The following is a 20522-nucleotide window of genomic DNA, read 5'->3' on the forward strand; positions in this document are numbered from 1 at the left end:
GGCAAAACTTATGAGAATCAACGAGAGGGTTCACCATGTCTGTAATTAAGATGACCGATCTGGATCTTGCTGGTAAACGCGTTCTGATCCGTGCCGATCTCAACGTGCCAGTGAAAGAAGGGAAAGTGACGTCAGATGCACGTATTCGTGCTTCTCTGCCTACCATCGAAGCGGCGTTGAAACAGGGCGCGAAAGTGATGGTTACCTCTCACCTGGGTCGTCCGACCGAAGGTGAATACAACGAAGAGTTCTCCCTGCTGCCGGTTGTTAACTACCTGAAAGAAAAACTGAACAGCACCAACGTAACCCTGGCGAAAGACTATCTCGAAGGCGTAGAAGTTGGCGCGGGTGAGCTGGTGGTGCTGGAAAACGTACGCTTTAACAAAGGCGAGAAAAAAGACGAAGAAACCCTGTCGAAGAAATATGCCGCGCTGTGCGACGTCTTCGTCATGGATGCGTTCGGCACCGCGCACCGTGCGCAGGCTTCTACCCACGGCGTGGGCAAGTTCGCGCCTATCGCTTGTGCCGGTCCGCTGCTGTCTGCTGAGCTGGAAGCACTGGGTAAAGTGATGAGCAATCCAGAACGTCCGCTGGTTGCTGTGGTAGGCGGTTCTAAAGTTTCTACCAAATTTGACGTGCTGCAGTCGCTGGTTAAGATCGCCGACACCGTGATCGTGGGCGGTGGTATCGCGAATACCTTCGTTGCCATCGACAATAACGTCGGTAAATCTCTGTACGAGCCAGACTTCGTTGAAGCGGCGAAAAAGCTGCGTGATGAGCACGGCATCCCGGTTCCTACTGATTCCCGCGTAGGCACGGAATTCTCTGAAACTGCACCGGCAACCGTGAAAAAGGTTACCGAAGTTGCGGATAACGAAGAGATTATGGACTTCGGCGACGAAACGGCGAACGCGATGGCTGCGATCCTGAAAGACGCGAAAACCATCCTGTGGAACGGTCCGGTTGGCGTGTTCGAATTCCCGAACTTCCGTAAAGGTACCGAGATCGTGGCCAACGCCATCGCTGATAGCAATGCATTCTCTGTTGCCGGTGGCGGCGATACGCTGGCCGCTATCGACCTGTTCGGTATCGAAGATAAGATCTCCTATATCTCTACCGGCGGCGGCGCATTCCTCGAGTTCGTGGAAGGCAAAAAACTGCCAGCAGTTGCTATGCTGGAAGAGCGCGCGAAGCAGTAACTCTTTGGGGGCGGCGCTTCGGCGTCGCCTGAAGGCTAGCCCTTTTTTGGGCAATCAAATCGCAATCCCTTCGGGGATGAACGGTAACGAAACGGGACACAACCATGTCTAAAATTTTTGATTTCGTAAAACCCGGCGTTGTCACTGGTGACGACGTTCAGAAAATTTTCCAAGTAGCGAAAGAAAACAAATTCGCTCTGCCTGCAGTTAACTGCGTTGGCACGGATTCCATCAACGCGGTACTGGAAGCTGCGGCCAAAGTGAAAGCGCCGGTCATCGTTCAGTTCTCCAATGGTGGTGCTGCCTTCATCGCCGGTAAAGGTTTTAAAACTGATGAGCCACAAGGCGCGGCAATCGCTGGTGCTATTGCGGGTGCCTATCATGTGCATCTGATGGCTGAAAAATACGGCGTGCCAGTTATCCTGCACACCGACCACTGCGCGAAGAAACTGCTGCCGTGGATCGATGGTCTGCTGGACGCGGGCGAAGAGCACTTCAAGAAAACCGGTAAGCCACTGTTCTCCTCGCACATGATTGATCTGTCTGAAGAGTCACTGGAAGAGAACATCGAGATCTCCTCTAAATATCTGGCGCGTATGGCTAAGCTGGATATGACCCTGGAAATCGAACTGGGCTGCACCGGTGGCGAAGAAGACGGCGTGGACAACAGCCACATGGACGCTTCTGCCCTGTACACCCAGCCAGAAGACGTTGATTACGCCTACACCGAGCTGAACAAAATCAGCCCACGTTTCACTATCGCGGCTTCCTTCGGTAACGTGCACGGCGTGTACAAGCCAGGCAATGTGAAACTGACCCCAACCATCCTGCGTGATTCTCAGGAATACGTAACCAAGAAACATAATCTGCCGCACAACGCGCTTAACTTCGTGTTCCACGGTGGTTCAGGTTCTTCTGCGGCAGAAATCGAAGAATCAATCGGTTACGGCGTAATCAAAATGAACATCGATACCGACACCCAGTGGGCAACTTGGGACGGTATCCTGCAGTACTACAAAAAGAACGAAGCTTATCTGCAAGGCCAGCTGGGTAACCCGAACGGCGCTGATAGCCCGAACAAGAAATACTACGATCCACGCGTTTGGCTGCGTTCAGCGCAGGCATCAATGGTTGTTCGTCTGGAACAAGCATTCAAAGAACTTAACGCTGTCGACGTCCTGTAATTATTCCTTACAGTACAATAAAGGCCCGAAAGGGCCTTTTTTTATGCGTCTCGTCTGGAAAATCCCACGAATTCAGGCCATTTTTGGCGCTTCGCCCTATTTTTGTTTAACCTTGTAATCGGAGTGTCGGAGTCAATCTGGCAGTTTTTTGCATTTTCCCGCGGGAAACTCAATAACAGGGCTAACAAATGGAAGACTTAAATGTCGTTAATGGCATTAACAGTGCCGGTGGATGGCTGGTACGTAATCAGGCACTGATCCTTAGCTATGCGGTCAATATTGTGGCGGCGATCGTTACCATCATCATTGGTATGTTCATCGCACGCATTATTTCAAATGCCATTAACCGCGTGCTGCTGGCGCGTCATATTGATGCCACCGTGGCTGATTTCCTCTCGGCGATGGTGCGATACGGCGTTATCGCGTTCACCATTATTGCTGCATTGGGTCGCGTTGGCGTGCAAACCGCCTCGGTGATCGCCGTGCTGGGTGCCGCTGGTTTGGCCGTGGGTTTAGCATTGCAAGGGTCGCTGTCGAATCTTGCTGCCGGCGTGCTGCTGGTGACCTTCCGTCCGTTCAAAACCGGTGAGTTTGTTGATCTTGGTGGTGTGATGGGTACCGTGCAGAACGTACAGATTTTCTCTACGACCCTGAAAAGCGCCGATGGCAAAATTGTGGTGGTGCCAAACGGTAAAATCATTGCCGGCAACATCATTAACTATTCACGTGAACCGATTCGTCGTAATGAATTCATCATTGGCGTGGCCTACGATGCGGATGTTGATCAGGTCATTGCACTGTTACAGGAAGTGGTGGAAGCGGATGAGCGCGTCTTAAAAGATCTCGGTATCCAGATTGGCCTGAACGAACTGGCGGCCTCCTCGCTCAACTTTGTCGTGCGTTGCTGGAGCAAAAGCAGCGATCTGCAAAACGTCTATTGGGACCTGATGAAGAACTTCAAGCGCACGCTGGATGCGAATGGAATTGGTATTCCTTATCCGCAGATGGATGTGCATCTGCATCAGGTGAAAAGCGAGCAACAGCTGCCCGCTCGCACCGAGTAATTGAGCAAGAGGCACCTGCGGGTGCCTTTTTTATTAATGAAACTAATGAGCAATTAATTCTTTCAATTTCCTCTAATACTCTCACCTCACTATACTGCACAGCATCTTCTTATTGTTCAGGAATGACACTGTGTTATCTGTTTATTTACAAGGGCTTGCCCTTGGTGCCGCGCTAATCCTGCCATTAGGTCCGCAAAATGCTTTCGTGATGAATCAGGGCATTAAGCGCCATTACCATCTGATGACCGCTGCGCTCTGTACCCTTAGCGATATTGCGCTGATCTGTGGTGGAATTTTTGGCGGCAGCGCGTTGCTGAATCAATCACCCATCTTACTGATGATCATTACCTGGGCGGGCGTGGCATTTTTACTGTGGTATGGCTGGGGTGCGCTGCGCAGTGCATGGCAAGGTGATGTGTCGTTGGCTTCTGAAGCCGAGCTGAAGCAGGGACGTTGGCGCATTATCGGCACACTATTGGCGGTAACCTGGCTGAATCCGCACGTCTATCTCGATACTTTTGTAGTACTTGGCAGCCTGGGCAGTCAGTTGCCATCAGTGGACGCACGCCGCTGGTTTGCCTTTGGCACCGTCAGCGCGTCTATTATTTGGTTCTTTGGCCTGGCACTGATGGCGGCATGGCTGTCACCACGATTGCGCACCGTGCGGGCGCAACGCGTTATTAATCTGCTGGTTGGTGGCGTGATGTGGTTTATCGCCATCCAGCTGGCGCGCCAGGGGATAGCTGCGTTCTAATGCAGATGTAAGCCGTAAAGTGCGGGCAGCGAACCCGCACTGGCGAGCAGTTCCAGTCGGATCTGGCTGAAACGCATTTCCTGCGGCACAAGGTGATGACACAGTGAATGGTGATTTTCCTGCACTTCAACCAGTAATGTGTCATCCAGCCACAAGCGATAATGCGTGGTGCAGTGTGGCGTTATCGACTGCGCATGCCCCATCTGCACCGTCTCCATCGCATGATCGAAATCGTTATCAAATAACAAGGTGAGTTGGCGCGCCTGCTGCGGTTCCCGCCATTGCCAGCTTACGTGGGGATGTGCGTCGTCCAGCGCCGGCACCCAGCAGTTTGTGTGGCGTTCCGGACGTAACTTGCCATTCAGCAAATAATCGCGATGCCACAGCTGCAGCGGCGCTTCCAGCGCAAAGGCCAGCAGGATTTGCTGCGGCGCGCGACGCGGCAACCAAAAATCAAACTCATCAACCCCGTAATCACCATCATTAATCTGACGGGTACGTTTTGCTACGCGAGGGTTGAGGCTATTAAACACCATCATCACGCCCGGCAAACGCTGGCTGGTCAGCGCCATCTCAATATCCGGATTCTCTGCAAAAGCGATAAACAGATAGCGATCGCTATCGGCCAGATAATCAAAATTCAGGCGATAAGCGCCCTGATCCTTGACCTCGATGCGTTGCGCGGCGAGCGGGCGATCGCCGCAGGTATTGGCGGGGTTGTCACTGGTGAGCAGCGACACCTGTAAGGTTTGCGCCCGCGCGGCACGCAGTTGCACGGTGATGGCCGGCAACCGTTCGCCTGCTTTTATCGGCAGCAGCAGTGCGCAGCGAGATGTCATGGGCTGCCATCCTGCATCCGCGGGCAGGGCGCGCAGCTGTAGCGTACTGCTGACCGTAACCTGTGCGTCTCGGGCGGGATTCGCCAGCGGCACGCGCGGTATAAATGCGCCCTGACGCAGCAACTGTTGCTGCAAGTCTCCCACCCGATCCGGCTGCGCCAGCTCGGCGGGCGTAAGCTGTTGCCGCTGACAGATGGCGGCTGCGCGTCCCACGGCTTCACCCAGTACGCCGCAGGTACACATCACGCGTGCGCTGCCAAATGCCACGTGCGTTGCGGAGATAAGGCGGCCGGTTAACAGCAAATTATCCAGCGATTGGCTATACAACGCGCGGAATGGAATGGTGTAGGTGCCTTTGCTGTGAAACTGACGACACCCTTCGTGTTGGCTATAGACGCCGTCGGCCGGATGCAAATCAATCGACCAGCCGCCATACGCCACGGCATCGTAGTGATCGCGCTGCTCAATGATGTCCTGCTGGCAGAGCAGCGTATCGCCAAGAAAACGTCGGCTCTCGCGCTTGCCGGGAATGAGCCCAACCCATTCAATGGTGAGGTTAGCGGCATCCGGGAATTCACCGGCGTTTTTGATGTAATCCCACACGCCCCAGACAATTTTCCACAGTTCCCACTTAATGGCTTCGCTTTCGTGCACGGTATCCAGCCGTCCGCCCCATTCCAGCCACCATAAATCGCATCCGTTGAGAGTAGCATTCAGGCGTTGGTAGCGCGGAATAGCGCTGATCTCTTTCAGCGCAAAAGAGGGCGGTACAAAGCGGACGGGCTGTGCGGCGCGTTTGGTGTAAAAGTAGATCGAATGCCCGAGCTTGTGGCCAAAATTTTCGCCTGGCGCCATTTTCTCGCCAAACTCGTCAACGGATTCTGCGCCGACACGATGTGCGGCACCGGCCAGATAGCCCAGGACGCCATCTCCGCTGGCATCAATAAACTGCGCGGCCGAAACCCGATAGTGCGTCTGGTTGATAGCGTTAAATGCCTGTACGGCCTGCAGGCGGCGGCCAGATTTTGCGATATCAGTAACCACAGTATTGAGCAGTAAGGTCAGTCCCGGCTGTGCCTGCACAATATCCAGCAGCACCAGATCAAACAGCACGGGATTGCCCTCTTTATTACGCCACAGATTCTCCTCCATGATCTCGCCCATGATGCCGCCTTCGCGCGCCCAGCGGTTGTTATTGCCCATGTGAGAAGTGGCACCGTTAGCCCACAGGCGTACCTCACTGGAGGCGTTGCCGCCCAGCACCGGGCGATCCTGAATCAACACCACGCTCAGCCCCTCGCGTGCAGCGGCTAAAGCGGCACACACGCCCGCTAAACCTCCACCGGCAACCAATAAGTCTGCCTGCAGCTGTTGCTGAGGAAAGTCGCGTGCATTTTGTGATGAGAAAATTTGCATCATTTCATTCCTCTATGGCTAAGGCTAAGATTGAGTTTTACCCGCCGCAGGTGATCTATGTCTTCTCAACCCAACCAAAGCCTGATTGATGGTATTCGCTGCCTGCAATATCTGGTTTCCAGCGACAAAGCCGTAGGTTGTCGTGAATTGGCACGTCAGATGGGGATGAATAGCACGCGGGTTAATCGGCTGCTGATGACCATGGCAGCAATAGGTCTGACGACGCAGGATGAACATCGGCGTTATCTGCCTGGTCCTGGCATTCACGCGCTGGCGGCGCAGGCGATTCGCGGCTCTTCGCTGTTTGCGCAGGCTTTGCCACAGCTGGAACTTCACGCGCCGCGTGATATCGTGGTTGCCCTGGGCGTACTGTGGGAAGATCAGGTGATCTATATCTGGCACTCTGAGCCCGGCGAACGTACCAGCGCCAGTCAGGCGCTGGCTGGCTTTCGTATGCTGCCTGCCTGGCAATCGGTAATTGGCGTGTCGCTGCTGGCGGCTGAAAGTGATGAGGCGCTGCAACCGCGCTTTAGCGATGCGCAGTGGCAACAAATTGCTCCGCTGCTGGCGCGCAAGCGTGGTGAAGACCATCTGATTTGGCATCGTGATGACGGTGAAATCAGCATGGCGCAGCCAATCGATAACAATCGCGCGGCGCTGGCCTTTGCTAAAATCTGGCAACCTGATGAGGCGCATCTCGCGGAGCGTCTGCAACAGCTGCAAACTCTGGCGCAGGTTTTGATTAGCCCGCACTAACATGGTCAATTTTCCCCACAATAAATAGATAGCTACCGATACCAATAGCGGCCAGCACGGCGATAAACGCCAAAGCTGGTGCGAAGTTGTCGCCATCAATCAAGGCGCCAATGGCAATTGGCACCACGATGGAAGAGAGCGCACCCGTAAAGTTAAACACGCCGCCCGCCAGGCCAATCAAATGGCGCGGAGCCAGTGCGGTGACAAAAACCCAGGTGATGGTTGCCAAACCGTTGCCGAAGAATGCCAGCGACATAAACACAATGATCAGCGTCGAATCGTCGGTGTAATTGGCACCGAGGATGAAAAGCGTCAGGAACAGCCCGAGGATCACCGGTAACTTGCGTGCCACGCTGGTGGATACCCCCCGTCGCATCATGCGATCTGAGGCAAATCCGGCCAGCAGCACACCGCAGAAAGCGGCGAAGTAGGGCACCGATGCCACATAGCCACTTTTGATGAACCCCATGTGGCGATACTCCACCAGATAGGTGGGAAACCAAGTGAGAAAGAACCAGAAGGTGGCGGAGATGGTGAATTGTCCAATATAGATGCCGACCAATTTGCGGCTGCGGAACATCTGCGCTAAATCACGCCAGCGTGCTTTGGTGGGGTGATGGCCTTGCTCGCTCTGCAGTAGCGCGCCGTTATGGCGCAAGTAGTTCAGTTCTGCTGCGGAGACCCGTTTATGTTGATGTGGCTCGCGGTAAAGCCAATACCACAGCAGCGCCCAAACCATGCCCGCCAACCCGGTGATGAGAAACAGGCCGCGCCAGCCAAACGCATCCTGCACGTGGAACAGCAGCGGTGTCATACAGGCCAGCCCGACAAACTGTGCGGATGAGTAGATACCAATGGCGCTGGCGCGCTCGTGCTCCGGAAACCAGCTGGAAATCACCCGATTATTGGCGGGCATCACCGGTGCTTCAAACGCGCCGACACCCAAGCGCAGGCCAAACAGCGCGGCGAACGTGCTGGCAAAAGCATGCAGTAGGGTAATGAGCGACCAGACAAATAAGCCAACCCCGTAGACCAGGCGAGCTCCGAGACGATCGATGAGAAATCCTCCGGGAATCTGCAAGGCGGCATAGATCCAGCCGAAGGCGGAAAAGATTAACCCCATCTCCATCGGCGTGAAGCGTAATTCACCCGCCATCTCAGTGGCGGCAACCGATAGATTGGTGCGGTCCATGTAGTTGATAATGATATTAATAAACACCAAACCCAGCATCAGAAAGCGGGTGCGTCCTGCTCGCATGCTGGTAGCGGTTTGGCTCAGCGGTTGTTCAGTCATTATGCAACTCCCGAATGCCGAGTGTTTCTTTAATAGAAACGTTTTAGTGGGGTTTTGGCGAATCTGTTCACCAAACTTTGCGATCGCGGCGACGTTAAAACAGCAGATTGCCCGAACTTTTTGTCAATTCAAAACTCAGACCATCACGCATGGTAATGTGTTTTGGGTTTAGCCATAGTGGCGACCTGCAAATTGAATCCCTCAAGGAGGACTTTCGTGAAACTGAAAGCACTGGCGCTAGCCGCCGTAATGAGCACTGGCGCAATGTCCGGTTTAGTCCAGGCGGGTGAATTGCCAAATGGACCGCATGTGGTGACTTCTGGGCAAGCAAGTGTTGATGCCAAACCCGATATTGCGACGCTCGCTATTGTGGTTAATGTTTCCTCGAAAGACGCGGCGGAAGCAAAAAAACAAGCTGATGACCGCGTGGCGCAATACTTCGATTTCCTGCAAAAGAATGGTATTGAGAAAAAAGATATCGATGCGGCAAACCTGAGTACGCAGCCGGAGTACGACTACACCAAAGAGGGTAAGTCAGTACTGAAAGGTTATCGTGCTGAGCGTCAGGTCCAGGTGACGTTGCGTAAGCTAGATAAGCTGAACGAACTGCTGGATGGTGCGCTGAAATCGGGCCTGAATGAGATCCGTTCAGTGGAGTTGGGCGTGGCGAATCCGGACAGCTATAAAGAGCAGGCGCGTAAAGTGGCAATCGCCAATGCGACGCAGCAGGCAAATGCGCTGGCAGAAGGTTTCAACGCAAAATTGGGTTCGGTGTACAGCATTCGTTATCACGTTGCTAACTACCAGCCAATGCCGATGGCGCGCATGTATAAAGCCGCCGCCGCACCCGCAGACACCACCGCGCAGCAAACTTACGAGCAGCAGAGCATTCACTTCGACGATCAGGTGGATGTTGTATTCGAAATCAAACCGAATACGCCGTAACGCTTGATATCAGGTCGCCATTTATGGCGACCTGAACATTACACCGGCGAAACATCCTGACGCAGCACGCGATGACCATGCGCGATCAGCGCATCTGTTACGCTGCGCATCAAGCGACTTTCCGGAGCAAAACGGTGCCAATACAGCATCCGACGCTGGTACAAACCCGGCGTTAAATCCACCAGCTCACCTTGCGCCAGCTCGCGCTCAATTTGCAGATGCGGAATCATACAGCACACGGAACCCTGGCGGGCTAACTGCACAAAGGCTTCTGATGAGTTAACGATGTGGCAGGGCACGCTGCCCGGCGACAGGTCAAAGTTCTGCTGTAAAAATGCCTGATGCATATCATCCAGATGGTCGAATGCCACCGCCGGCGCTTTCAGTAACGCCGAGCGCGTAACGCCGTTTGGGAAATAGCGTGCGGCAAATTCTGGCGATGCGCAGAACAGATAATCCAATGCGCCCAGTTGATCCACCAAACAGCTTGGTAGCGGTTGCGGCTGAATACTCACTGCACCAACCACTTCACCGCGACGCAGACGTTCCTGGGTGCGGGTTTCATCTTCCACCTGCAAATTCAGACGCACAGGCGAATCGGCCAGCACATCTTTTAGCGCCGGCAGCAGCCAGGTTGCCAGACTGTCGGCGTTGACCGCCAGCGACAGCAGCAGTGGCGTTGTTCCGCCGTTATCGTCACCTAGCCACTCCTCTTCCAGTAGCTCAACCTGATGCAATAACGCCAGCAATTTTTGTCCCTGCTCGGTGGGACGCGGCGGTACTGTACGCACCAGCAGCGGCTGACCGAATAAATTCTCCAGCTGTTTAATACGCTGAGAAACCGCAGATTGCGTAATACAAAGTTTTTGTGCCGCGCGCTCAAAGCCGCGCTCACGAATCACAGCATCCAGCGCCTGAAGCGTTCGATAATCCGGGCGTTTCATTGTTGTTCTCTCTCGTTCAGGTGGACATTACTATGCCATAAAACTGTCAAATTGTGCTGCGGCGCTTTTTTGCGGGCTGGCTTCCAAAGACGTAAATCGGCGGTTTAACAGTCGCGCTTTTTTACGACGCCTTGTTTTATACTACGCACACTTCGATGTCGCACAGGTTTTAAACATACCATGACCCAGGATGAACTGAAAAAAGCGGTAGGTTGGGCAGCGCTAAAATACGTAGAGCCGGGCACGATTGTCGGTGTTGGTACAGGTTCAACCGCAGCGCATTTCATTGATGCGCTCGGCACCATCAAGAATCAGATTGAAGGCGCGGTTTCCAGCTCGGAAGCCTCAACCGAGAAACTGAAAGCCTTAGGCATCCATGTCTTCGATCTTAACGAGATTGATGAGCTGTCGGTTTACGTAGATGGTGCTGATGAAATCAACCCGCAGATGCAGATGATCAAAGGCGGTGGCGCCGCGCTAACCCGCGAGAAAATCGTCGCCGCAGTGGCGAAGAAATTTATCTGTATTGCGGATGCATCGAAAGAAGTTGATGTACTGGGCCACTTCCCGCTGCCGGTTGAAGTCATTCCCATGGCGCGTTCCTTTGTGGCACGTGAACTGGTGAAGCTGGGCGGCTTGCCCGAGTATCGTCAGAACGTTATCACCGATAACGGCAACATTATTCTCGACGTACATAATCTGCGTATTCTTGATCCCATCGAGCTGGAAAAAACCATTAACGCGCTGCCAGGCGTGGTGACGGTTGGCCTGTTTGCCGCGCGCGGTGCCGATGTTGCGCTGATTGGCAGCGCTGAAGGCGTGAAAACCATCGTAAAATGATCTGTCCGGCGCAGGCAGTGCGCCGGTTATTTCCATGCGCAAAACATCTTTTCTCGCCAGGCTGAAATTTGGTGACTTATGTCACAAAAGGTTCATCAGCAGCAGGTTCGTACTCTGTCCTATAGAGATGCCATGATTTTGTACGGCTTTGTGCTGTCTACGCATGGGCGCGTGCTGGTCGCCAGGCAATCGTTTGTATTGCTGCGCACGAAATATTTGATATTTTGACAGAAGGCTACCTTATGGTAGTCCTCGTTGAATTCTGAATAGGGTCGGGAAATGGCAAAGGTATCACTGGAAAAAGACAAGATTAAGTTCCTGCTGGTGGAAGGCGTTCACCAGAGTGCGCTGGAAAACCTGCGTGCAGCAGGCTACACCAACATCGAGTTTCACAAAGGGGCGCTGGATGCGGAGTCGCTGAAATCCTCCATCCGCGATGCGCACTTCATTGGTATCCGTTCCCGCACCCAACTGACTGAAGAGATCTTTGCTGCCGCTGAAAAGCTGGTGGCTGTCGGCTGCTTCTGTATCGGTACTAATCAGGTTGATCTTGGCGCTGCGGCGAAACGCGGCGTACCGGTGTTCAACGCACCGTTCTCGAATACCCGTTCGGTGGCTGAGCTGGTGATTGGCGAAATGCTGCTGATGCTGCGAGGTATTCCGGAGGCGAACGCCAAAGCACACCGTGGTATCTGGAATAAAGTCGCTAACGGTTCCTACGAAGCGCGTGGCAAAAAACTGGGTATCATCGGCTATGGCCATATCGGCATGCAGCTGGGTGTGCTGGCCGAGAGCCTGGGTATGCACGTGTTCTTCTACGATATCGAAAGCAAACTGCCGCTGGGTAACGCTACGCAGGTTCGCCATCTCTCTGACTTGCTCAACATGAGCGATGTGGTCAGCCTGCACGTGCCAGAAACGCCATCGACGCAAAATATGATGGGTGCTGAAGAGCTGGCACTAATGAAGCCGGGCTCGCTGCTGATCAACGCCGCGCGCGGAACCGTGATTGATATCCCCGCGTTGTGTAATGCGCTGGCAAACAAGCATCTGGCCGGTGCCGCTATTGACGTCTTCCCGGTTGAACCTGCCACCAATAGCGATCCTTTCAACTCTCCGCTGTGCGAGTTCGACAATGTGATTTTGACGCCGCACATTGGTGGTTCAACCCAGGAAGCGCAGGAAAATATCGGCTTAGAAGTGTCTGGCAAGCTGGCAAAGTACTCTGACAACGGCTCTACTTTGTCTGCAGTTAACTTCCCGGAAGTGTCATTGCCGATGCACGCAGCCAGCGCCAGCCGTCTGCTGCACATCCATGAAAACCGTCCGGGTGTATTGACGGCTATCAACCAGATTTTTGCTGAGCAGGGCATCAACATTGCTGCGCAGTATCTGCAAACCACGCCGATAATGGGCTACGTGGTCATTGATATTGATGCGTCAGAAGATGTGGCGGATAAAGCGCTACAGGCGATGAAGGCCATTCCAGGCACCATTCGCGCTCGTCTGTTGTACTGATCGAACAGGGCGCCGTTGGCGCCCTTTGTTTTTTCTGCTTACGCTTCCCATTGCCACAGTTTAGATGGCGTCAATATTGCTGGCAGCGGGACATCCCATGCCGCGACGGGGAGTGCATCCACGCGCTGGCAATCATGCGCAATGCCCACCGGAAGAAAACCATGCTGCTGCCAGTTTTGCAGCGTGCGATCGTAGAATCCACCGCCCATCCCCAAACGTTGGCCCTGGTGGTCAAACGCCACCAGCGGCACCAGCATTACATCTAATTGGTCCAGCGTGGCCAGTTGCGTGATATCTAACGGCGGTTCCGGAATGCGCAGTTTATTAGGCATAAGGGTGGTTTCAGGCGTGTAGCGAATAAACAGCAGATTGCCTGGCGAGAAAGGGTGCAGCACCGGCAGATAAACCTGCTTTTTTTGCTGCCACAGTTTGGCGATCAGCGGGCGGGTATTGATTTCACCATCAACCGATAAAAACAGCGCGATGCGTTGGGCATTGGCGATCGGCGCAATATTAATGGCGTGTTCAGCCAGCTGATCGGCGGCCTGTTCCTGCTGCTCAGACGTGAGGTTGCGGCGCAAATGGCGCACATGCTGACGAATATCGTGACGGTCGAGAAGTGAGGGCGCTGGCATGGTATCTACATCCCCGGAATAATCGCTTTTTAAAAGCGATTATATCATGCGAACCGGGGAAACAGATTTACTACTGAAGGGAGATCTCCGAGATGCCGCCGCAGGCTGTAACCCTTGAACCCTTGGTTCAAGGTGAACATGCCGTCACAACTATTAGGCTTCTCGGACGGACCGAGCATGCGCACAAATTGTGGAGCGTCACATTCTGTTGGTATGAAATATCGGCTCAGGGGACTGGCCCGCTTGCAAACATCTCAGAGAAAATGTACTTCACCGTCACTCTAGCATGAGGACCATGAAGCTTTATTCAAAATTAGGGCCCTGGCGATCGGTTATGCGACCTTGCTCAACTAACGCTTGTTCAATGGTCTGTTGCAGCATGCGGATACGTTGTTCCATGTTTGCTGCATAGTCGCGCGTCTTACCTTTCTCTTGTGCCAACTCGTGGCAGATGTTTAACGCGGCGATGAACACCAGTTGCTCTGTATTGGTGACTCTAGTGCGAACTTTTAAATCTTGCAACCGTTGATTGAGATCCTCTGCGGCCAGATTCAGCGCATCTTGCTGTTCAGGCGGACAATTCACTCTCAATGAACGACCAAAAATTTGAATATCTACTGGTTGTGCAGACATGCCACCATCCTGACTGATTACTTCGATCGCATCTCCCTTACCGGTCAATGGGTTGGGAGGAGCGAAACTATATATACCCGAGTTATAACTTACAACCCCTTTTCTGGAAACCCAGAGGCACCTGGTGGTAGCATAACACGAACTTATTCTGTCAACGACGACCAAAGCTTATGTCTTTACCGAACGCATCGCCTAGTTACAACGCGCTGGCCGCGGCCCTTTCTCAGCAGGGCGTGGGTATGACGCCAGCCGAAATGCACGGACTTCTCTCTGGGATTCTGTGCGGCGGCAATCAGGATACCAGCTGGAAAACCATGGTTCACGATCTTACCAACGAAGGCATGGCGTTTTCACAAAGCCTGTCTCAGCCGTTGCAGGCGCTGCATGAAAGCCTGGCGAATACGCTGGAAGACGAAGGCTTCATGTTCCAGTTGATGTTGCCGGAAGATGATGACATCACGGTATTCGATCGCGCGGATGCGCTGGCCGGTTGGGTAAACCATTTCCTGCTCGGTTTAGGGGTTACACAGCCTAAGCTGGAAAAAGTCACCGGCGAAACCGGTGAAGCCATCGACGATCTGCGCACCATCGCGCAACTTGGTTATGACGAAGACGAAGATCAGGAAGAGCTGGAGCAGTCGCTGGAAGAGGTGATTGAGTACGTGCGCGTAGCCGCTCTGCTGTGCCACGACACCTTCACACGTCAGCATCAGCCAACGGCACCCGAAGTGCAGAAACCGACGTTACACTAAGCGCGTCAATGCGGGTACGTTGTGGCCCGTTTTCAACAGGGAGTGCAAACATGATTACTCTGGATACGTTTCAACAGCGTCGTCAGGCGCTGATTGCCCGCATGGCGCCAGGCAGTGCCGCATTGATTTTTGCTGCACCTGAAGTGACGCGCAGCAACGATACCGAATATAACTTTCGTCAAAACAGTGATTTTTGGTATTTCACGGGCTTTAACGAACCGCAGGCGCTGCTGGTATTAATCAAAAGCGATGACACGCATAACCACAGCGTGTTGTTCAATCGTATGCGCGATCTGACCGCCGAAATCTGGTTTGGTCGCCGTCTTGGTCAGGACGCCGCACCGGCTAAATTGGGTGTCGATCGCGCCTTGCCGTGGGATGACATCGGCGAGCAGCTGCATCAATTGCTGAATGGTTTGGACGTGGTGTACCACGCGCAGGGCGAATACGCTGAGGCGGATCAGCTGGTGTTTAGCGCGCTGGATAAATTGCGTCGCGGCTTCCGTCAAAACCTCAGTGCGCCGGATACGATCACCGACTGGCGTCCGTGGGTGCATGAGATGCGCCTGTTCAAAAGTGCACAAGAGATTGAGATTCTGCGCCGTGCGGGCAAAATCAGCGCGCTGGCGCACACGCGAGCCATGCAGGCCTGTCGTCCTGGTATGTTCGAATATCAGCTGGAAGGTGAAATTCATCATGAATTCAATCGCCACGGCGCGCGTTTTCCCTCTTACAACACTATCGTTGGTTCTGGCGAAAACGGCTGCATTCTGCACTACACCGAAAACGAATCGGAAATGCGCGACGGCGATTTAGTGCTGATTGATGCTGGCTGCGAATTCCATGGCTACGCGGGTGATATCACCCGCACCTTCCCGGTCAACGGCACGTTTAGTGAGCCGCAGCGCGCCATCTACGACATCGTGCTCGCTTCGCTGTACAAAGCGTTGTCGATGTTCCGCCCGGGTATCAGCATCCATGACGTTAATGACGAAGTGGTGCGCATCATGATTACCGGCCTGGTCGATCTCGGCATTCTGGATGGCAATATCGATACGCTGTTTGAAGAACAGGCGCACCGCCCGTTCTTTATGCACGGTTTGAGCCACTGGCTGGGGCTGGATGTGCACGACGTCGGCCATTACGGCACGCCAAGCCGCGACCGCATTCTTGAGCCGGGTATGGTGCTGACCGTTGAGCCAGGCTTGTATATCGCGCCAAATGCCAAAGTGCCGCCGCAATATCGTGGCATTGGTATTCGCATCGAAGATGACATCGTCATCACCGCGGACGGCAACGAAAATCTTACAGACAGCGTGGTGAAAGATGCTGACGCGATCGAAGCGCTGATGGCGGCGGCACGCCACGCATGAGTATTTTAATTGCCGGCGGCGGCATGACTGGTGCGACTCTGGCGCTGGCGATTTCTCACCTGACGCAAGGCCAGCTACCGGTCACCTTGATTGAGCGTAGCCAACCCGATAGCCGTGCGCATCCGGGCTTCGATGGCCGTGCCATTGCATTGGCGGCTGGCACTTGCCAGCAATTAGCCGATATCGACCTATGGCGTTCACTGGCGGATTGCGCCACTGCTATCACCGATATCCACGTCTCCGATCGCGGTCATACCGGCTTCGTCTCGCTCAAAGCGGACGATCATCAACTGCCTGCGCTCGGTCAGGTGGTGGAGCTTTTTGATGTTGGGCAGCGCCTTTTTCAGCGTCTGAAAACGGCTCCCGGCGTTACGCTACGCTGTCCGGATCACGTCACTTCTGTGACACGTACGCCGGATAGCGTACAGGTTACGCTCAGCAGCGGCGAACAGCTGGATGGCGCATTATTAGTAGCCGCCGATGGCTCGCGTTCACCTTTGGGCGCCTCCTGCGGCATCACCTGGCAGCGCGATGATTATCAACAGTTGGCCGTTATCGCCAATGTTGCAACGCAATTGCCGCACCAGGGCCGCGCCTTCGAACGTTTTACCGAACATGGCCCGCTGGCGTTGCTGCCGATGTCCGGCAACCGTATGTCGCTGGTGTGGTGTCACCCGATTGCTGCGCAAGCAACCATTAAGCAATGGGACGAGGCGACTTTCCTGCAAGCGCTCCAGCGTGCGTTTGGCTGGCGATTGGGGCGTTTCACCCACGCTGGGCAACGCGAACATTATCCCCTGGCGCTGCAAACCGCCGAACGTCAGGTAACGCATCGGCTGGCGCTGGTGGGCAATGCGGCGCAGACGCTGCACCCGATCGCCGGACAAGGTTTCAATCTTGGCCTGCGCGATGTTATGTCACTGGCAGAGACGTTAGCAGGGGCGTGGCGTCAGCAGCACGATCCCGGCAGTTTTGCCGTATTGCAGCACTTTGCCGCGCGGCGTCAGCCCGATCGTGCCGCCACAATTGGCGTTACCGACGGTTTAGTCCGACTGTTTGCTAACCGCTATGCGCCGTTAGTAGCAGGACGAAATCTTGGGCTGGTGGCAATGGACCATCTGCCTTGGCTGCGAAACCCACTTGCCGCGCGCACGCTCGGCTGGGTGAAGCGTTAAGCACGAACTAAGGGGCAGCAATGCAAACTTTTGATGTGGCAATCGCCGGTGGCGGCATGGTGGGGTTGGCCGTCGCCTGCGGATTACAAGGTAGCGGCTTACGCGTTGCCGTGCTGGAAAAGGCACCTGAGCCACAATTTGATCCGGCGGCTAACGCGTCGATTCGCGTTTCTGCCATCAATGCTGCCAGCGAACGTCTGCTGCAAAAGCTTGACGTATGGTCAAGCATTCTGGCCCTGCGTGCCAGCGCCTATCACGGTATGGAAGTGTGGGATCAGGACAGCTTCGGCTCGATCAGTTTTGATGATGAACAGCAGGGGCTATCGCATCTCGGCCATATTATCGAAAACGAAGTGATTCATAGCGCTTTGTGGCAGCGTGCCAGCAACAGCAGCGATATCACGCTGTTTGCGCCCGCGCAGTTGCAGCAGGTGGCCTTTGGTGATAACGAAGCCTTCATTACGTTGCAAGATGGCAGCATGATGAGCGCACGTTTGCTGGTTGCCGCTGACGGCGCAAATTCCTGGCTGCGTGATAAAGCCGATATCCCGCTCACCTTCTGGGATTATGAGCATCATGCATTAGTGGCCAATATCCGCACCGACATGCCGCATGATGCCATCGCGCGTCAGGTGTTTCATGGCGATGGCATTCTGGCGTTCCTGCCGATGCAGGATCCGCACCTGTGTTCAATTGTGTGGTCGCTCTCGCCGCAGGAAGCTACGCGCCTGCAATCCATGCCGCAAGCGCTGTTTAACCAACAGCTGTCGGTGGCGTTTGATATGCGGCTGGGCCTGTGTCAGGTCGAGAGTGAGCGCAGAACCTTCCCACTGACGGCACGTTATGCACGTAACTTCGCCGCGCACCGCTTGGCATTGGTGGGTGATGCAGCACACACCATTCATCCGCTGGCCGGACAGGGTGTGAATCTCGGCTTTATGGATGCCGCAGAATTGATTGGTGAGATCCGTCGACTGCATCAGGAAGGTAAAGATATTGGGCAGCATCTCTATTTGCGCCGCTATGAGCGCAGCCGCAAGCACAGTGCAGCGATGATGTTGGCGGGGATGCAAGGTTTCCGCGAGCTGTTTGCCGGCACGCATCCGGCGAAAAAGCTGCTGCGTGATGTCGGTCTGAAGCTGGCCGATACTTTACCGGGCGTTAAACCCATGATGCTTAAACAGGCAATGGGGCTGAACGACTTGCCCAGCTGGATCCGTTAATTCACCTTGCTGACGGCGCCCAATTGGGCGCCGTTTTTGTCTATTGCACCGTAAAGATGCACCGCTGCACCGCGATCGCGCCTCGTTTGATTTATTCTAATTTTACCCCTTAATTCGCATTAGTTTATCTCATGCTACATCAGTGTTGCTGCCATGCTCATCCTTAAGTTTGTGGTCCTGATTCACTCAGTTTGCTGCATGAAAGTAATTTAGTCGTATTTTGTGCGAGGCTAATCACAATAATGCAGTGATTTATGCTGTTCTGTGTTCGATGAGGTGTTGAAAGGTGCTAGGGTTTCACCCTCGTTTTGCTTATGGTTAATTGCCGCATTCGGTGATAACTTCAGCACAAAGAGAACGTTTGCGTCAGCCTGATAAGGCGACGCAGGCGCGTCACACTTACTTGTTTTCACAGGATGGTTATGACTCAGCAAACGCCTCTATTCGAACAGCATCAGGCATGCGGTGCCCGCATGGTGGACTTCCACGGTTGGATGATGCCGCTGCATTACGGCTCGCAAATGGATGAGCATCACGCGGTGCGCAACGATGCCGGCATGTTTGATGTTTCCCACATGACCATCGTCGATCTGCGCGGTGCACGTACCCGCGAGTTTCTGCGCTATCTACTAGCAAATGATGTCGCCAAATTGACTCAGCCCGGCAAAGCGCTTTACACCGGCATGTTGAATGCCTCGGCTGGCGTCATCGATGATTTGATTGTTTACTTTATGAGCGAAGATTTCTTCCGTCTGGTGGTTAACTCCGCCACGCGTGAGAAAGATTTGGCGTGGATTAAACAGCATGCGCAGCCGTTTGGCGTGGAATTGACTGAGCGTGACGATCTGGCGCTGATTGCGGTGCAAGGTCCGAATGCGCAGCAGAAAGCGCAAACGCTGTTTAGCGCCGCTCAGCGAGACGCCGTGACCGGCATGAAGCCGTTCTTCGGTGTACAAGCGGAAAACCTGTTCATCGCAACGACCGGTTACACCGGCGAAGCAGGCTACGAGATTGCCATGCCTGCCACTGAAGCCGCTGCTTTTTGGCAGCAGCTGTTGGCCGTAGGTGTTAAACCGGCGGGTTTAGGCGCGCGTGACACGCTGCGCCTGGAAGCGGGCATGAATCTGTATGGTCAGGAGATGGATGAAGGCGTTTCGCCGTTGGCTGCTAACATGGGCTGGACCATCAGCTGGGAGCCCGCCGATCGTGATTTTATTGGTCGTGATGCCCTGCAAGCGCAGCGCGAAAAAGGCACCGAAAAGTTGGTTGGTTTAGTGATGACCGAAAAAGGGGTGCTGCGTAACGGTCTCACTGTGCGCTTCACCGATGAACAAGGCCAGCCGCAGCAGGGTATTATCACCAGTGGTTCCTTCTCGCCAACGCTGGGTTGCAGCATTGCGCTGGCACGTGTGCCGGCGGGAATTGGCGAGCAGGCGATTGTGGAAATCCGCAATCGTGAAATGCCAGTAAAAGTCACTAAACCGATTTTTGTTCGCGCCGGTAAGCCGGTCGCCCAGTAATTTTTTTCAGGAGAAATGGCCAATGAGCAATGTGCCAAGTGAATTGAAATACCGCGATAGCCACGAATGGGTCCGTAAAGAAGCTGACGGCACCTTCACGGTAGGTATCACCGAACACGCACAGGAACTGCTGGGCGATATGGTGTTTGTCGATCTGCCAGACGTCGGCGTCTCCTTCGCGGCGGGTGATGACTGCGCGGTCGCGGAGTCGGTGAAAGCCGCTTCTGACATCTATGCACCCTTAAGCGGTGAAATCGTTGCGGTGAATGATCAGCTAGGCGATTCGCCGGAACTGGTTAACAGCGCGCCGTACGCCGAGGGTTGGCTGTTCCGCATCAAAGCCAGCGACGAATCAGAGCTCGACTCCATGCTGGATGCCGATGCCTACAAAGCCGCGATTGACGAGTAACCGGTAGTGACAGAAGGTGACGCACAGCGGCGCCTTCTTTTTTATCTGC

19 protein-coding genes and 1 other RNA gene are annotated in these 20522 nt (G+C 54.3%); 14 read left to right on the forward strand and 6 right to left on the reverse strand.

Annotation, left to right across the window (positions count from 1 at the left end; genetic code table 11):
- Positions 1–35 precede the first annotated feature (35 nt).
- The 4 genes from pgk (at position 36) to argO (ending at position 4201) form a co-directional block, all read left to right on the forward strand.
- The gene (gene pgk / locus ACIP6T_RS19170) at positions 36–1199 is read left to right on the forward strand and encodes a phosphoglycerate kinase (protein WP_400458416.1); all 1164 of its coding nucleotides are present in this window, start codon (positions 36–38) and stop codon (positions 1197–1199) included.
- Positions 1200–1303: 104 nt separating this feature from the next.
- A complete protein-coding gene (fbaA, locus tag ACIP6T_RS19175) occupies positions 1304–2383 on the forward strand; it encodes a class II fructose-bisphosphate aldolase (protein WP_097096135.1) in 1080 nt (359 codons plus the stop codon).
- 188 nt (positions 2384–2571) lie between these two features.
- The gene (mscS, locus tag ACIP6T_RS19180; protein WP_097096136.1) at positions 2572–3447 is read left to right on the forward strand and encodes a small-conductance mechanosensitive channel MscS; all 876 of its coding nucleotides are present in this window, start codon (positions 2572–2574) and stop codon (positions 3445–3447) included.
- A 130-nt stretch (positions 3448–3577) separates the two neighbouring features.
- Complete coding sequence (argO, locus tag ACIP6T_RS19185; protein WP_400458419.1) at positions 3578–4201, forward strand: arginine exporter ArgO; 624 nt, start codon at positions 3578–3580, stop codon at positions 4199–4201.
- On the opposite strand, the gene ACIP6T_RS19190 is transcribed toward argO, so the two are convergent.
- Positions 4198–6456 carry an FAD-dependent oxidoreductase gene (locus ACIP6T_RS19190; RefSeq protein WP_400458571.1) on the reverse strand — a complete coding sequence of 753 codons (2259 nt, stop codon included), beginning with the start codon at positions 6454–6456 and terminating at the stop codon, positions 4198–4200. The genes argO and ACIP6T_RS19190 overlap by 4 nt on opposite strands.
- A 57-nt stretch (positions 6457–6513) precedes the next feature.
- On the opposite strand from ACIP6T_RS19190, the gene ACIP6T_RS19195 reads away from it, so the two are divergent.
- Positions 6514–7212, forward strand: a complete 699-nt coding sequence (locus tag ACIP6T_RS19195; protein ID WP_097096139.1) for a helix-turn-helix domain-containing protein — start codon at positions 6514–6516, stop codon at positions 7210–7212.
- Here the strand turns inward: ACIP6T_RS19195 and ACIP6T_RS19200 are convergent.
- Positions 7199–8506: an MFS transporter gene (locus tag ACIP6T_RS19200; RefSeq protein WP_400458421.1), complete on the reverse strand. Its 1308-nt coding sequence runs from the start codon at positions 8504–8506 to the stop codon at positions 7199–7201. The two genes, ACIP6T_RS19195 and ACIP6T_RS19200, sit on opposite strands and share 14 nt — an antisense overlap.
- 216 nt (positions 8507–8722) lie before the next feature.
- On the opposite strand from ACIP6T_RS19200, the gene ACIP6T_RS19205 reads away from it, so the two are divergent.
- Positions 8723–9451: an oxidative stress defense protein gene (locus ACIP6T_RS19205; RefSeq protein ID WP_400458423.1), complete on the forward strand. Its 729-nt coding sequence runs from the start codon at positions 8723–8725 to the stop codon at positions 9449–9451.
- Positions 9452–9489: 38 nt separating this feature from the next.
- Here ACIP6T_RS19205 and ACIP6T_RS19210 read toward each other — a convergent pair whose 3' ends face one another.
- Positions 9490–10395, reverse strand: coding sequence for a LysR family transcriptional regulator ArgP (locus ACIP6T_RS19210; RefSeq protein WP_097096142.1), 906 nt, complete (start codon positions 10393–10395; stop codon positions 9490–9492).
- A 180-nt stretch (positions 10396–10575) separates the two neighbouring features.
- Between ACIP6T_RS19210 and rpiA the strand changes: the two genes are divergently transcribed.
- Positions 10576–11235 (forward strand): ribose-5-phosphate isomerase RpiA, encoded by a 660-nt coding sequence (gene rpiA / locus ACIP6T_RS19215; protein WP_345828397.1) that lies wholly within the window; start codon positions 10576–10578, stop codon positions 11233–11235.
- 279 nt (positions 11236–11514) lie between these two features.
- A complete protein-coding gene (gene serA / locus ACIP6T_RS19220) occupies positions 11515–12753 on the forward strand; it encodes a phosphoglycerate dehydrogenase (RefSeq protein WP_345828398.1) in 1239 nt (412 codons plus the stop codon).
- Positions 12754–12791: 38 nt separating this feature from the next.
- Here the strand turns inward: serA and ACIP6T_RS19225 are convergent, their stop codons facing one another.
- The 3 genes from ACIP6T_RS19225 to zapA all read right to left on the reverse strand — a co-directional run bounded on the left by ACIP6T_RS19225 (position 12792) and on the right by zapA (position 14021).
- Positions 12792–13388, reverse strand: coding sequence for a 5-formyltetrahydrofolate cyclo-ligase (locus ACIP6T_RS19225; protein WP_345828399.1), 597 nt, complete (start codon positions 13386–13388; stop codon positions 12792–12794).
- 80 nt (positions 13389–13468) lie between these two features.
- Positions 13469–13652: non-coding RNA, 6S RNA (ssrS, locus tag ACIP6T_RS19230), on the reverse strand.
- A gap of 39 nt (positions 13653–13691) precedes the next feature.
- Complete coding sequence (gene zapA, locus ACIP6T_RS19235; protein ID WP_007890288.1) at positions 13692–14021, reverse strand: cell division protein ZapA; 330 nt, start codon at positions 14019–14021, stop codon at positions 13692–13694.
- 170 nt (positions 14022–14191) lie between these two features.
- Here zapA and ACIP6T_RS19240 point away from each other — a divergent pair, with 170 nt between their 5' ends.
- The 6 genes from ACIP6T_RS19240 to gcvH all read left to right on the forward strand — a co-directional run bounded on the left by ACIP6T_RS19240 (position 14192) and on the right by gcvH (position 20473).
- Positions 14192–14773 carry a YecA family protein gene (locus ACIP6T_RS19240; protein ID WP_097096146.1) on the forward strand — a complete coding sequence of 194 codons (582 nt, stop codon included), beginning with the start codon at positions 14192–14194 and terminating at the stop codon, positions 14771–14773.
- Between the two features lie 50 nt (positions 14774–14823).
- Positions 14824–16146 (forward strand): Xaa-Pro aminopeptidase, encoded by a 1323-nt coding sequence (gene pepP, locus ACIP6T_RS19245; RefSeq protein WP_400458427.1) that lies wholly within the window; start codon positions 14824–14826, stop codon positions 16144–16146.
- Complete coding sequence (gene ubiH, locus ACIP6T_RS19250; protein ID WP_097096148.1) at positions 16143–17321, forward strand: 2-octaprenyl-6-methoxyphenyl hydroxylase; 1179 nt, start codon at positions 16143–16145, stop codon at positions 17319–17321. Before pepP ends, ubiH begins: the two co-directional genes overlap by 4 nt.
- Before the next feature lie 20 nt (positions 17322–17341).
- Positions 17342–18544 carry an FAD-dependent 2-octaprenylphenol hydroxylase gene (ubiI, locus tag ACIP6T_RS19255; RefSeq protein ID WP_400458429.1) on the forward strand — a complete coding sequence of 401 codons (1203 nt, stop codon included), beginning with the start codon at positions 17342–17344 and terminating at the stop codon, positions 18542–18544.
- 422 nt (positions 18545–18966) lie between these two features.
- Positions 18967–20064, forward strand: coding sequence for a glycine cleavage system aminomethyltransferase GcvT (gene gcvT, locus ACIP6T_RS19260; protein WP_400458430.1), 1098 nt, complete (start codon positions 18967–18969; stop codon positions 20062–20064).
- 22 nt (positions 20065–20086) lie between these two features.
- Entirely contained in the window at positions 20087–20473 is a 387-nt protein-coding gene (gene gcvH / locus ACIP6T_RS19265; RefSeq protein WP_097096151.1) for a glycine cleavage system protein GcvH, read from the forward strand.
- The last annotated feature ends 49 nt before the right edge of the window (positions 20474–20522 follow it).

It is taken from the genome of Pantoea sp. NPDC088449 (assembly GCF_044753225.1).
GTDB lineage: Bacteria > Pseudomonadota > Gammaproteobacteria > Enterobacterales > Enterobacteriaceae > Pantoea > Pantoea floridensis.